The organism is Fundicoccus ignavus (assembly GCF_009659375.1).
In the GTDB taxonomy this organism is placed as follows: domain Bacteria; phylum Bacillota; class Bacilli; order Lactobacillales; family Aerococcaceae; genus Fundicoccus; species Fundicoccus ignavus.
Window position 1 is genome coordinate 145,171 of the sequence record NZ_WJQT01000003.1, and the last position, 15,276, is coordinate 160,446.

Annotated in this window: 12 protein-coding genes; 11 read left to right on the top strand and 1 reads right to left on the bottom strand. The window is 35.8% G+C overall.

Annotated elements, in window-relative coordinates; all coding sequences use genetic code 11:
- Positions 1-35: 35 nt before the first annotated feature.
- Complete coding sequence (locus tag GF867_RS03840; protein WP_246168124.1) at positions 36-866, bottom strand: DUF368 domain-containing protein; 831 nt, start codon at positions 864-866, stop codon at positions 36-38.
- Positions 867-1,129: 263 nt separating this feature from the next.
- Between GF867_RS03840 and GF867_RS03845 the strand changes: the two genes are divergently transcribed.
- From GF867_RS03845 to GF867_RS03895, 11 genes are all read left to right on the top strand, one after another.
- Positions 1,130-1,948 carry a hypothetical protein gene (locus GF867_RS03845; RefSeq protein ID WP_153831794.1) on the top strand — a complete coding sequence of 273 codons (819 nt, stop codon included), beginning with the start codon at positions 1,130-1,132 and terminating at the stop codon, positions 1,946-1,948.
- Positions 1,949-2,348: 400 nt separating this feature from the next.
- Positions 2,349-3,806, top strand: coding sequence for a hypothetical protein (locus GF867_RS03850; RefSeq protein ID WP_153831795.1), 1,458 nt, complete (start codon positions 2,349-2,351; stop codon positions 3,804-3,806).
- Positions 3,807-3,902: 96 nt separating this feature from the next.
- A complete protein-coding gene (locus tag GF867_RS03855) occupies positions 3,903-4,184 on the top strand; it encodes a glutaredoxin (protein WP_153831796.1) in 282 nt (93 codons plus the stop codon).
- A 30-nt stretch (positions 4,185-4,214) separates the two neighbouring features.
- Positions 4,215-4,628 carry a cytidine deaminase gene (gene cdd, locus GF867_RS03860; RefSeq protein ID WP_153831797.1) on the top strand — a complete coding sequence of 138 codons (414 nt, stop codon included), beginning with the start codon at positions 4,215-4,217 and terminating at the stop codon, positions 4,626-4,628.
- Between the two features lie 30 nt (positions 4,629-4,658).
- Entirely contained in the window at positions 4,659-5,039 is a 381-nt protein-coding gene (gene gloA / locus GF867_RS03865) for a lactoylglutathione lyase (protein WP_153831798.1), read from the top strand.
- Positions 5,040-6,500: 1,461 nt separating this feature from the next.
- On the top strand, positions 6,501-8,408 hold the full coding sequence (gene glgB / locus GF867_RS03870) for a 1,4-alpha-glucan branching protein GlgB (RefSeq protein WP_253940720.1): 1,908 nt from the start codon (positions 6,501-6,503) through the stop codon (positions 8,406-8,408).
- Between the two features lie 81 nt (positions 8,409-8,489).
- The gene (locus GF867_RS03875) at positions 8,490-9,641 is read left to right on the top strand and encodes a glucose-1-phosphate adenylyltransferase (RefSeq protein ID WP_153831800.1); all 1,152 of its coding nucleotides are present in this window, start codon (positions 8,490-8,492) and stop codon (positions 9,639-9,641) included.
- Entirely contained in the window at positions 9,625-10,788 is a 1,164-nt protein-coding gene (gene glgD, locus GF867_RS03880; protein ID WP_253940721.1) for a glucose-1-phosphate adenylyltransferase subunit GlgD, read from the top strand. Before GF867_RS03875 ends, glgD begins: the two co-directional genes overlap by 17 nt.
- Positions 10,785-12,221 carry a glycogen synthase GlgA gene (glgA, locus tag GF867_RS03885; protein ID WP_153831801.1) on the top strand — a complete coding sequence of 479 codons (1,437 nt, stop codon included), beginning with the start codon at positions 10,785-10,787 and terminating at the stop codon, positions 12,219-12,221. The genes glgD and glgA overlap by 4 nt, the downstream gene beginning before the upstream one ends.
- Positions 12,222-12,582: 361 nt before the next feature.
- Positions 12,583-14,718, top strand: a complete 2,136-nt coding sequence (locus GF867_RS03890; protein ID WP_253940722.1) for a transglycosylase domain-containing protein — start codon at positions 12,583-12,585, stop codon at positions 14,716-14,718.
- A gap of 118 nt (positions 14,719-14,836) precedes the next feature.
- Positions 14,837-15,184 carry a YlbF/YmcA family competence regulator gene (locus GF867_RS03895; protein WP_153831802.1) on the top strand — a complete coding sequence of 116 codons (348 nt, stop codon included), beginning with the start codon at positions 14,837-14,839 and terminating at the stop codon, positions 15,182-15,184.
- Positions 15,185-15,276: the final 92 nt, after the last annotated feature.

The window sequence follows — 15,276 nt, forward strand, 5'->3', positions numbered from 1 at the left end:
GTAGAAAGTTCGTAAAGCATAGGTAACTTCTTTTTTTATTTGTAAGTTTCTTCTAATTTTGACATCCATTTTCCAAGAGCAGTTCCTAAAACAAGCATTAAAGCACATAAAAGGTATTGAACAATTGAAAAACCGGCATAATTAGTTGGGATAATCATAATAGTTGAAGCAATTACAATTCCTACAATGAAGTGGAAGAAGTAACTATAATAACGTTTAAAAATAGCTTCAATTAATTTAGATAAAACTAAAATGGTAACTAATCCACCAATTGCAATCGGAATAATTACAGATAAATCTAAGCTTTTAAAACCATCAGCCATTGCTGTGTAAAGTCCCATATAAACAATAAAATTTGATGGACTCAAGCCAGGAACTAAGACTCCTAGGGCAATTAAACCACCTGAGATGAACCAAGAGATGAAACTTGGCGCTACAGAACCAGTAAATTGTTGATTACCTATAAACAATAGTATAAAACCAACGATGAAAGACAGGAAGAAAACACCAATATCTTTCTGGCTGCGGCCTTCTTTACCAGCTTCTTTCCATAAAGAAGGTGCTGTACCGACGATACAACCTACGAAAAACCACAAGATAATGGTTTCGAAATTGCCGAGTAAGAAACTCACTCCAAATGATAGAATGACAATACCTGACAAGCCACCTAATCCTACTGGTAAAAAGAATAGAAAGTTATCTTTAAAATCTTTTGTGATATTGGCTAAGAATCGAATGATTCTTTCATACATTCCGAAAATAGCAGCCAGTGCGCCACCACTAACTCCTGGTAAAATAAAACCAGATCCGATAAACATACCTTTAATAAATCTGAGTATCCAGTTTTGTGAAGATGATTCTTTCATAAATTCCTCCATAATAAATGTTTACTTAACATAACACTTTATCATTTTAGCGTAACTTTGAAAAGACATCAATGAATCAAAGCAATTGGTTATAAATTGTTTATAGATAAGTCACTATTTTGGAAAGAGTTTTGTTGATTGTATAAATTTGATAGGACTCCATTAGTGATAGTCATATTGCTCGAAATATTCTGTAAGGTTTTAGTATAATAGAAGAAAGTTTAAGTATGTTACAAAAGTTAAGTCAGGTGAGGAGTGATTGGATGGAAAATAGAATGCGAAGATGTTTAACGACGGCGATGGTCTTGATGTTAACTGGTTGGGGGTGCGTACATTCTACCGCATCAGCACAAGACTCGACAGACAATGAAGAGACTACTAGTGAAACTGTCGAAAGTTCAGGGTCGGCTAATGATAACGAGAATGTTAAGTATGAGCTTTCAGAAGAACAAGCGAATGCTTTAGCTTTTTATTTGCAACCTACTGAAGATTTTGACCAGAATTACAATTTAAGCCATAAAGACATAGAAGAAAAATATTGGGCTTTAGTTGAAGCTGGGAGTAATGGGGAGCCAATATCAGAAGAAGCTATCATTGAAATTTTAGGTGAACCTGGTTATGAGAGTAGCTATGCACAAAGTCGTTTTCTTCATTATTTAGCTATAGATGCTGAGTCAGCCATTCAGGTGAAAGTACAATTGTATGAAGGTGAAGGACTCTATCAAGTAACAAAAGAAACACGAGACTTAAGTGTTTTCGATAGTTTGAATATTACATCAGAGGAAGCGATTGACTATCACGAAAATAAGGGTGTTACTTACGAAGAATTACTTGAGAAGTTAGGTGAACCTACACAAACGGGCTACTTTTTCGGAAGTGAAACTTATGAAGTCATTTGGTTGTCGCGTAATATGACGACCACATCGACCGATGAAGAAGATAAAGTTGTAAGGTATATTGCAGTGAATTTTAAAGAAGCTGATGAAGAAATTACGAGTTTTTATTCAGATGCAAGCTATGATGCTTTAAATTCTTCAGAAGATGACACTCAAGAGGAAAATGAAACTAATTCAGAAGAATAATAGATGAAGCGTTACAATTTATCTTTTTGTAACGCTTTTTTATAACATAAGGTTTTATAGGATTTATGTTGATTTACCAATCTTTGTTCTTCGCTCAGCTTGTTGTTTTCCAAGGCGGTGGTCGCTTTCAAAGCCTCATTGACGATTGTGCTTTTCCAGCTCAATCGGCTAGGCTCTGTCTACTTCGCTTTCTTTGTTGATAGACAGAGCAAGCAATTCTGTTAGTAACGATGGATTGCCCTTTGTACCGCTATGGAAAATAAGTCGCTGATCTATATTAAATATTCCAACAAAAGTAAAGCGATATAATCAAGTAAAACTGCTAAACGGAATTTAAAGTTTTCGGAATCGTCCGAGGTTTTCTGACTAATAAATATTCAAAAGTATTGGAGTGAGATGGATGAATAGAAAAATAATCATTTTAATGATGAGCATAGCTACTGGGATAGTAGTATTTTCGACAACACCTTTTGAGGTAAGGGCTAATCAATTGAGTGTGGACCTATTGAGTAAAGTAACTGACGAAAATTTAGATAGTAAATACATGATTGAAGCATTTGATGTCTACCAAGACGCCGTTAAGAATATGGAGTTCCATTCTCTTGGGTCTGGTGAGTGGACGGGAGACAGTATAGAAGAAGTGCGAGCGAAAGTCTCAACAGACTTAGAGCCAGTTGAATCAACTATTGAGGGTGCTTTAGATTTTCGTTTCTTATTGTATAGCTTCACGGATAGTGCATTGGATGTTGCAGAAGTAGGTTTTTTATTTGCAGAAGGGCATTTAGTTTTTGTAGGTCTAGGTAATATTGTGACGAACTTTGATGATAATATCTTAGCAAATGAAATCGCCGATGAATTGGCTAATGCTGGTACGGATTTTGCTAAAATTGTTGATTCTAATGCTGTAATTAAGGCCTTTGGACATATTTCAGTTGACGAAGAAGGTCGTGATATTGTAGCCATTGATAGTGGAGAATCAAGTATGGAAGCTAACACTTATTTCTATATGTTAGCTGATGGGAAAGTCGAAGCTCATGATAAAATGGATATATTCTCAGCAATGCAAGGTATTCAGACAATAATGTTCGATCAACTAGCTTTTCATTACGTAGATGGTCAAATTGGTAGTGTGTCGGAACCAACAGCTGTTAGTCTAGAACCAATAACAGTTGAAACAGATTTAACGGTGGATCCTTTAAAAGACTTAATGACAGACACTACTATTACAAATCCCAAATTTGTGGAAGCATGGGAAGGTTATCAACTTGCTTTATCAGACTTAACATTTCGTGATTTAGCCTCAGAAGAACCACTAGGTTCATTAATAAAGGATGTAGAAGAGAACTTTGATCCAGGGATTAAGCCACGATATGTAGAATTTCCAGATACACCAATCAAACTGTTGGTGTATACTTACGAAGATTCTGAGGTTAATCCTAATACTGGTATGCCTGATGTAGGAGAGTTTGCTTTGTACTTTTTTGATGATTTATTAGCATATGCGAGTGTTGCTAATAGAAGTTTAGTAATCGAAGCAGAACAAGTTTTATCCATAGAAGAAATCGATCAATTAACTAAAGAATCAGCGTCCTTAGATGCGTTAATTTCATTAAATCCACAAGTTATCTCAATGGGCTATATGTATCAAAATACTGAACCACGTTCAATTGTCGCTATTCAAAGTGGTGATCCTTATGAAAATCGACAAGTCTCTTTCCTTTTTTTAAGAGATGATTTAATTCGTGGACAAGAAACCTACGCAATAGAAGAAGTGATGCAAGATATTCAAACAAACATGTTATTTAGTACGGGAGATTTCTTTACTAATGAAGCGAGACAATTAGATCAAACAGAATAAACGTTATTGAAAGCTAATGAGATAATATTACTAGTATCGAATGTGATATAATTTTGTTATAATAGTGAGACATAACGAATAGATGGAGGGATTATTTTGGCAAAGCACGTACTATATTATAGTGATAAATGTCCAGATACAGCGGCATTTGTAGAAGAGTTAGATAAGCAAGGTTATGAGTATGAAAAAGTAAATATAACAGAATCGATGGGAAATCTGAAACAATTTTTAAAATTACGCGATACTCGTCCGCAATTTGAAGATCGTAAAATGTGGAATATGGTAGGAGTACCTGTTCTGCATTTAAGCAATAATAATTTTATCTTTGAATTAAATGACTTGAAAGGTTTTTCTTGTACGTTAACAGAAACTAACTAGTCGAAAAGCAAATTCTTATGAGAAAGTAGGATGAACGTGGAAGTTAAACAAATTGAAGAGTTGATGTCTCAAGCAAGGGAAGTTATGAAAAATTCATACTCTCCTTATTCAAAATTCCCTGTCGGAGCAGCACTGCTGACAGAAGACAATCAGGTATTTACTGGAGTAAATATTGAGAATGTTTCGTTTGGTGTTACAAATTGTGCTGAAAGAAGCGCAATATTTACGGCGGTTTCAACTGGTTATCGACCTGGCTTTATCAAAGCAATCGCAGTAGCAGGGGACACTGAAACTTTCTTATCACCGTGTAGTGTTTGTCGTCAGGTAATGGTTGAATTTTGTAAACCGGATACACCAGTGTATTTAACACGTAACGATGGCGAAATATTTACTACAACTGTAGAAGAGTTAGTACCCTTTGCTTTTGAAAAACTAGATATGTAGTTACATTAACTTTTAAGGAGAGAATTTGATATGACACAAACATTATTACACGCTTGTTATCGAGTGCATGATTTAGAAGCATCATTAAAATTTTATACAGAAATATTCGATTTTGAAGTAAGTCGTGAGAGAAAGTTTCCTGAACATGGTTTTGACTTAGTGTATTTAGTGGTTCCAGGAAGTAATTTTGAATTAGAGTTAACTTATAATTATGGAGCAGACCCATATACAATTGGTGATGGTTTTAGTCACTTGGCGCTAGGAGTGGATGATTTAGAAGCTGTCCACGCGAAATGTTTAGCTTCAGGTTATGCAACTACAGAAATGAAAGGTCTACCAGGAACACCGCCTACTTACTTCTTCGTAAGTGATCCAGATGGATATCGTTTGGAAGTTATGTTAAATAACTAATTGTTTAACGATTGTGAGTTAATCTTATGAAAGATTGGCTTGCAGTTATTGAATGCTTGTGATAATATATTGTTCATGCGATGAGTCGAATAACAATCAGATAGATTGTGAAGGCAAGGTATCAGAGTTTAAAACTCAGCCAGGAAGGCGATACGATTACTGATTGCTGTGAACAATCAGTTTTAATTATTAGCAATAATAATTTTGCCGCTCGAAGAGTGTTTAACACTCATAAAAGACTTTAGACCTAATAGGTTTAAGGTCTTTTTTTATTTTAAGGGAATTTAAGTTTTATGTTGAATTACCAGGTGTGTACTTCGCTCATCTTGTTGTTTTCCAAGGCAGTGGTCGCTTTCAAAGCCTCACTGAAGTTCGTGCTTTTCCAGCTCAATCGGCTAGGCTCTGTCTACTTCGTTTTGCTCATAGTCAGAGCAAGCTACGCCGATTGCCCTTTGTACCGCTATGGAAAACAATTCGCTGATCTACGTTAACTATTCCAACAAAAATAAAGCGATATAATCAAGTTATACTGCTAAACAGAACGGCCTCATCCGAGGTTTTTTGAGGTGCGTGGACTTGACGGAATTTAGTTCTAACGTGTCGACTGGCGAACTGAGTTGGCGCGTTGGAGTTCCAACGTGTCGACTCAGAATCTGAGTTAGTACATTAGAAAATATTAGTGAAATATCTGGTGGATTTTGCCTGTGAATGGGTGTATTTGTCTATAAAAAGGTAAGGGAAAGCAAAAATTTGAAGTGGATATTGTTGAATTTATTTCTAACGTGTCGACTGGCGAACTGAGTTGGCGCGTTGGAGTTCCAATGTGTCGACTCAAAATTTGAGTTAGCATATTAGAACGAATGCGAATCAAGATAATGATAGAATAGGTGAATAAAACGATAATAATTGGGGAAGTACTTAAATTCAGCTCCTAACGGCAATCTTGAAAAATTGCTGCCTATCGAAAATTCCCTTTTTAAGGGTGACTTCTTTAGAAAAAGAAGTCATTCTACAAAGATCTTTATTAAGTGACTGTACTAAACCAGAAATTAATCCCGATTTATAACGATGTAATTAGCTATTTTTTAGACTAAAACTCAAGAACGAAATGAAAGCGGAGACATTGTGTCGGGAAGTAGCTTAAATAAAATGGTGTTTGAGATTATTATATATTAAACATATTATCCTTGAACTTTTGAATGAATAAGGTTAGAATTTAGTTAAAATAAGATTATAGTTTGATAAATAAAACAAATGTCATGACAGATATTATTTTTTATGAATACTTTTTAAAAATTGCTTCGAATGTTTTGTTAATCTGTTAAATAAAAGTTCAGTATTTAAAGAATTTTTATTTTAGTTACTCGATTCTATTTGTTTTCATGGAAAATATTAAGATTATTCATGAAAATAAAACGCTTACATGATATAATGTTTTTAACTAGGAAGGAGTCAAAATCTATGGAACAGTCTATCGTTACATTGCCAAATTTCGAAGAAAATATTTATTTTTTTAACCATGGTAATCATGCAGAATCCTATCGATTTTTAGGAAGTAAAGTTCACGTGCACGATGGTGTTAAAGGCTATCAATTCAGTGTATGGGCTCCAAATGCTTATAAAGTATATTTACAAGGTGATTTTAATCAGTGGGCCAATCAAGCAATGAATCAAATTCCTGGAGGAGTATGGACATTGTTTGTCCCAAATGCAGAGCAAGGACAGTGTTATAAATATGGGATAGATCATGGCAATGGTCATATTGAGTATAAATTAGACCCTTTTAGCAATCGTTTCGAAATAGCGCCTAAGGATGCAAGTATTGTCTGGGATCTTTATGATTTTAAATGGCAAGATGACGCGTGGATGCGACGACGTGCTAAGAAAAATAAATATGAGACACCTCTACAAATATATGAAGTTCATGCTACTTCTTGGAAGCAACATGCTGATGGAACGTATTATAGTTTTGCAGAACTGGCAGCATTCCTGATTCCATATGTTAAGGAGATGGGTTATACACATATTGAGTTTTTACCATTGATGGATCATCCGCTTGAAGCTTCTTGGGGCTATCAAATTACTGGTTATTTTGCTGTAGGTGGACGATTTGGCACAAACGAAGAGTTTAAAGAATTTGTTAATTTAGCACATCAAGCTGGAATTGGTGTTCTATTAGATTGGGTTCCAGGACATTTTTGTCGAAATGCTAATGCACTTGCTTATTTTGACGGTACACCTACTTATGAGTATCCGGATGTTAATCAGGCTAACAATATCGGCTGGGGGACATTGAATTTCGATTTGGGTCGCGACCAAGTGCATAGCTTCTTAATTTCGAGCGCTTATTATTGGTTAAATGAGTTTCATGTAGATGGTTTAAGAGTTGATGCTGTCTCAAATATGCTCTACTTAGATTTTGATCAGGGACCTTGGACACCTAATGAAGACGGCACGAACGAGAATAAAGCCGGTGTCAGATTTCTCCAAAAGATGAATCAAACGATTCATCAATTACTTCCAGATGTACTGATGATTGCTGAAGAAAGCACTAGTCGAGAGAAAATAACTCATCCAGTAGAAGAGGGCGGTTTAGGCTTTGATTTCAAGTGGAATATGGGATGGATGAACGATACCTTAAAATTTTTCGAAATGGATCCTCTCTATCGGCCAGCGAATTTAACTCTAATTACTTTTGTTTTCATGTACCAATTTAAGGAACGCTATATACTTCCCTATTCTCATGATGAAGTTGTCCATGGAAAAGCGTCAATGTTAGGTAAAATCCCTGGAGATCGCTTTAACCAATTTGCGACACTCAGAGTCATTCATGGCTACATGTTAGCTCAACCTGGTAAGATGCTACATTTTATGGGGAATGAGATTGGACAGTATTTAGAGTGGAGATATTATTCAGAACTTGAGTGGATTGATTTAGATAGGCCATATAATACGGAATACCAACATTATATGAAGACTATTAATCAAATAGGCTTAAAAGAAAAAGCCTTTTATCAGTTAGATCATGACGAAGCTGGTATTACTATATTAGATGCTGATAACTATGACGAAGGCGTTTTAACGTTTATTCGTCATGGCAAACGAGCACGAGATTTTGTAATTGTTGTATGTAACTTTGTGCCTGTGCGACGTAGCTCAGTAAGAATCGGAGTACCTTATCATGGACAATATGAAATTTTGATGAATTCTGATGCCAAAGAATTTGGTGGGGAATTATTAGATAGTCACCAAGTATTTAAAACAGAGCCAAAGGCATTTAATAAGCAACCGCATTCGATTGTGGTTGATGTACCTGCCTTGTCAGTTCTTTATATCCGTCCCAAAAGAATTTATGGCGTTAAAAAGTAAGGAAAGGGGATAGAATATGATTAAATCAATTAATTGTTTTAATCCGTCTAGCCAACGTACAACATATTCTGACAAAGCTTAATGAAAAAAGAAATTATCTCTATGATACTTGCAGGAGGGCAAGGAACTCGTTTAGGTGTTTTAACTAAGCAAACTGCCAAACCTGCAGTGCCATTCGGTGGAAAATATCGTATCATTGATTTTGCTTTAAGTAACTGTGCTAACTCAGGCATCCGCAATGTAGGAGTGGTTACACAATATCAACCTCTAGAATTAAACGACCATATCGGAAATGGTAGTGCTTGGGGGTTAAGCGGACGCGATAGTGGTGCCACAATATTACAGCCTTATTCAAGTTCTGATGGTGAAAAATGGTTTAAAGGAACAGCGAACGCTATTTTTCAGAATATTGATTACATCGATTTAATGGATCCTGAATATGTTTTAATCTTATCTGGAGACCATATTTACAAGATGGATTATAGCGAAATGTTGGAGCAACATAAAAAGAATAATGCCAGTTTAACGGTAGGTGTAATACCAGTTCCTATTAAAGAAGCTTCGAGGTTCGGTATTATGAATACAGATCAAGCAAATCGAATTATTGAATTTGAAGAGAAACCAGCTGAACCTAAGAGTAATTTAGCTTCAATGGGTATTTATATCTTTAATTGGGCAACGCTAAGACGTTATTTAATTGAAGATCAAGCTAAAGCTCGTGAAATGGAAGACTTTGGAAAAAACGTCATTCCAACTTATTTGGAAAATGGTGAAAATTGTTTTGCATTTGCGTTCGAAGGTTACTGGAAAGATGTAGGAACAATCGAAAGTCTCTGGGAAGCGAATATGGAATTTTTAGATCCAGACCACCCATTGAATATCACAGAAAAAGAATGGCGAGTGTATACGTCGAATCGAGTTGCGCCACCACAATTTATAACAGAGCACGCAACATTACGTTCATCATTGATTGATGATGGTTGTTATATATCGGGGAATATCCAACATTCTATTCTATCTCAGAATACTAAAGTGGGTGTTAACTCACTGGTGAAAGATTCAGTGATTATGTCGAATGTGACAATTGGAGAAAATTGTCAAGTCGAATATGCGATTATTGGAGAAAATGCTGTAATTCCAGATGGTGCTAGTGTGATTGGAACAAGAGACAATATAGCGGTAATTGGGTATGCAGAAATAGTAGGGGGGCCAAAATATGATGGTGAAGAATAGATTAGCAGCAATACTAAACTTAACAGAAGACAATGCAGCCTTTAAACCATTAACGAATACACGACCAATAGCGGCATTACCATTTGCTGGCCGTTATCGTATAATTGATTTTTTATTATCCAGTATCTCTCATGCAAACGTTCCATCTGCAGCTTTGTTTATAGGTGATTCGGGACGTGCTATATATGATCACATACGATCTGGAGACGCCTGGGATTTCGATTCACACACACAAGGAGGTATTTTTACTTTTTCTCAACAAAATTGGAAATTATCTCATCATGAAGAAAATGATGATGAAGATTTCTATTATAACCATCGAATTTACATGCATCGCTCTCGTGCTAGTTATGTTTTTGTAGCTGGTAGTAAAATTATTGCTAATATAGATATCAAGTCAGCTCACAAACAACATCTCGAGAGTGGAAGAGATATTACAGTGATTTATAAAGTTTTAGATAGAAATCAGATTGGTAAATCACATCCATTTGAAAGATCTTTAACATTAAATGATGAGCGTGAAGTAGTAGGTTTAAAAGAAAATGGCCAACTAACTGATGAAGTAGTGGTTAATCAGAGTTTGAATATGTACTTGCTATCGATTGAAACTGTGAATGAAATTATAGATCAGGCTATTGAAGACGGCGTATATACGAGTTTGGATCAGGTGATTCAACGCTATTTATTGAATTATTCAGTAAATGTCTATGAATATACAGGTTATATTGCAAATATTGATTCAATCGAGAGTTACTATCAAGCAAATATGGATATGTTGAAACGTCAAAACTTTTCGGCATTATTCTACACGAGTCAACCAGTTTTAACTAAAAGTAAGTATGGTAGTCCAACGTATTATTGCGAAGGTTCTGATGTTAATTCATCGATTGTTGCTACTGGATCATCAATTTATGGAACTGTGAACAATTCAGTTATTCATCGACGAGTCAAAGTTAATCGGAATGCAGTTGTTAAAAATAGCGTCATCATTCAAGGGACAGAAATTGGTGAAGGTGCGCATGTTGAATATGCAATTATTGATAAAGATTGTATTATTCAACCAAATGCACGCGTGATCGGAAGTCCCGATAATTTAATCGTCATTGGAAAGAATACAATAATTGAGGCAGTGGAGGATCAAGCATGAAAGTACTATTCGCATCAGGAGAAGCAGCACCTTTTTTCAAAACTGGAGGCCTAGGAGATGTTGCCTATGCTTTACCTAAGGAAATGGTGAAGCAAGGGGTTGATGTTCGAGTAGTCTTACCGAATTATTCTCAAATGCCACAAAAGTATCAAGAGCAACTAACTGAATTAGTTCACTTTAGATTTCAATTAGGCGATAAGAATGTCTATTGTGGTATTAAAACTTTAAATCACGAAGGTATTCTATACTATTTTGTCGATAATTTGAGCTATTTTGATCGTGCAGGTATTTATGGTGAATGGGATGATGGCGAGCGTTTTGGCTTCTTTTCAACGGCAATCATTGAAATGTTAGAGGTGATTGACTGGATTCCAGATATTATCCATTGTAATGATTGGCATACTGCGATGGTTCCTGTTTTATTAGTGGATCGCTATCATTGGAAAGAGAGATTACGTAATATTCGCAAAGTATTAACGATTCATAATTTGCGTTTCCAAGGTGTTTTTGATCCAAGTATTCTGACTAATGTTTTTGGAACAGGGTACAATACTTATACAGATGATGGTTTGAAATATTTTGACCGAGCTAATTTTTTAAAAGGTGGAATTAATTTCTCAGATCGTGTGACGACGGTAAGTCCAACGTATGCGATGGAAATAACTACTCCAGCATTTGGAGAAAATCTTGATGAGGTTCTGAGATATAATAATTGGAAAATCCATGGGATAATTAATGGCATTGATTATGATTTGAACAATCCGAGTACAGATCCGATGATTCCTCATCACTTTGATGCTAAAGATTTGAGTGGTAAGTACTTGAACAAAGCTGAACTTCAGAAACAAGTAGGTTTGCCAGTCAAGGATGACGTTCCTTTAATTGGAATCGTTAGTCGATTAACCGATCAAAAAGGCTTTCAATTAATTGAGGAGTTATTGGACGGCTTACTGCATGAAGATGTTCAAGTGGTTCTGTTAGGTACTGGTGATCCTCATTTCGAACAAGCATTCCATTATTTTGGTCAGAAATATCCAGATAAAATGAGTAGCAACATTACATTTGATGTCAAACTGGCACAACTAATTTATGCTGGAAGTGATTTGTTCTTAATGCCGAGTGCGTTTGAACCTTGCGGTTTATCTCAGATGATGTCTATGCGCTATGGAACTTTACCAATTGTGCATGAAACGGGTGGTCTAAAAGATACTGTTGAGCCGTATAATAAGTATACTGGCGAAGGCACAGGCTTTAGTTTTTATGGATTTAATACGCATAATTTATGGGATACGATTCAAAGAGCATTAGACGTCTACCGTAATAATCAATTTGCTTGGCGGACATTAGTGCAAAACGCTATGAATAAAGATTTCAGCTGGGAAAAACCAACAGAACAGTATATTGCTCTGTATCAAGAGCTGCTAGATGAATAAATTGGATGTTAAGCTGAGGCGAACTTTGAGTTTGTCTCAGCTTATTTTTTTCTATGCGGTTGCTACTAGTATCGCTTAGGAAAATCAATCAGCTAAATAAAGCCATTATTATTCAGCCAAAATACGATTTCAAACGGCATGTATGTTGGGCAATGCAATAAAAGCTAAAGAAAGAGAATGGTTCACAGCATATGTTAAATTTGCTTTAAAACTTTCTAGCAAATTCACGAGAAATTAAGCGGAAGTATCAATAATCAGTTATAATGAAGTTCGACTATTAAAATCAGTCGCTAGCATGAGGAATCTAGCTGGATTGAATGAGATAATCTAAATAAATTGTATAAGAAAGTGAGGCATGACAATGAGTGATCATTATTATAACCCACATGAAATGTCTCGGTGGAAAAAAATATGGCAAGGCTTTAAGAACCTTTGGGTTTATTATCGAGGCTGGAAATGGTTAATATTTCTCGGGATGTCATTAGCTTTAATGATGTCGACGTATTTAGTAATTATTGCTAAAACGACCAGTGTCGAAACTTTACAAGATGGCTTGATGAATCAAACAACGGTTTATGATGTCTATGATGAAAAGGCTGGGACGCTCTGGGCTCAAAAAGGAACCTATGTCACATTAGATCAAATATCGCCACAAATGCGAGAAACATTAGTCAGTACAGAGGACAAACGTTTTTATGAACATAATGGTTTCGATACGATTGGTATCGGGCGTGCGTTTGTTAGTTTGTTATTGAAACGTGATTTGTCGGGTGGTGGGGGTAGTACCATTACACAACAGTTGACTAAAAATGCCTTTTTAACACTAGATCAGACTTTCCAAAGGAAATTTAAAGAGCTGTTTCTAGCGCTAGAAGTTGAGAAGCACTATACCAAAGATGAGATTCTTGAAATGTACTTGAATAATGCCTATTTCGGTAATGGTGTATGGGGCGTTGAAGATGCGTCGATGAAATACTTTGGACATTCAGCTGTCTATTTAGATTGGAATGAAAGTATGGTTTTAACGGCTACTTTGAACGGTCCTTCCATATTTAATCCAATCGATGATTATGAGGTTGCAATTGAAAGACGTAATGCGATTGCAGAATATCTAGCTTCTGAAGGAATCATCTCTCAAGAAGATTCAGCTTATATTCAGAGTAGTGCCATCGAGTTATATGATGCGTATATTCAAACAGAACAAGGACATGAATATCCGTCATATTTTGATGCGGTAATTAATGAGGCTGTAAGTCTTACGAACATACCTGAATCTGATTTGTTATCGAAAGGTTATCAGATTTATACGAATTTAGAACCTTCAGCGCAACAAATGTTGAATGCTTCTTATGATAATAATAGTTGGATTTTCGGTGATGATGGGACAGGAACTCCGCTCGTGCAAAGTGCAAGTGCTGTCGTTGATCCAGATACTGGTGGGGTAATGGCAGTTTATGGTGGTCGTGGTGACTATAATTATCGTGGTTTTAATCGTGCCACAGATATGTATCGTTCACCAGGATCGACAATTAAACCTTTAGCAATCTATGTTTCAGCCCTAGAAGCAGGCTATAGTATACATTCTGCTGTACCTGACGTCGTCCAAAGTTACGGAAGTAATAACTATACGCCAGAAAACTATGACTTATATACAGACCCAAGCGGAGAAGTAGAATTATATTATGCTTTAGCTCAGAGTAAAAATACGTCAGCAGTTTATTTAATGAATGAACTGGGAATTAATCGTTCTGTGCAAAAGTTAAAACAATTTGGAATCAACGTTCCTCAAGCAGATCAAACGTTGACTCTTGCTTTAGGTGCGCTTCAAACGGGTGTGACACCTGTTCAATTAGCGAGTGCGTATGCAACGTTTGCGAATGAGGGTGTACGAATTGAAAGTTATTTCCTTCGTCGTATCGAGGATTCATCAGGTAAAGTCGTTTATAACAACGAAAAACCGGCCCGCCACATGGTGATGACTAAAAACGTAGCCGCGGATATGACTAGTATGATGTTAGACTCTTATAGTGGTTATGGTACTGGTTATGGTGCTGGTCCAGATTGGGGTCAAATTGCTGGTAAAACAGGTAGTACTGAAGTATCTGAAGGTAACATGGAAACGCGTGATAAATGGATGGTTGGTTATACGCCAGATTTTGTGATTGTAACTTGGGTAGGTTTGGATGAAATTGGAGAAGAGTCGTTAGATGATTTGATGCCTTCAGGAATGGGGACATTATTCAATATTCAAACAACGAATCTGATGTCTGTATCAGAACAGACACCATTTGATGTGACTTATGCTTCTCAAATGAATGAAACAACCAATATCTTGCAAACAACTAGTTGGTCCGATGATTGGCAAGAAGCTTTTTCAGAAAATTTAGATTTAGCTCGAGAGAAAGCAGGAGAGTTGTGGCAATCAACGAAAGAGGTCACCGTTGATCTGATTAATAAAGGTTCAGAGTGGTTGGAGACGATCGACTTACCATTTTAAAAAATTGTATTGTTTACTCAAGGATTATTAAAAATATTTTGTTAAAATTACGTCTTGTTTCATGGAAAGTAATAGCAATATTTGCTATGATAGATAGTGAGTAGAAAGGGAGTATGACATGACAGCAAATAATATTTATGACACAGCAAACCAATTAGAACGAGATATTCGTAATTTACCAGTATTTAAGGACTTGCAAGAGGCTTATACTGCAGTACAATCAAACGAAGCATCCAAAGAATTGTTTAATCAATTTAGAGACACATCACAAGAGTTACAAATGAAACAAATGCAAAATCAAGAAGTAGGCGAAGAAGAAGTAGCTGCACTTCAAGAATTATTCATGAAAGTAACGACTGATGAAGCTATTTCAAAATTAATGAGTAGCGAACAACAATTAAGCCAAGTGATTGAAGATATTAATAAAGTTATCGTCAAACCACTTAACGAATTGTATCAATCTTAAAATTGATGATAAGACTTTGTAGTCATTTTTTTGTATCAGCTGAGAGTCAATCGAATGCATTCGATTCAACTTTCAGTTGATTTTTTTCAATT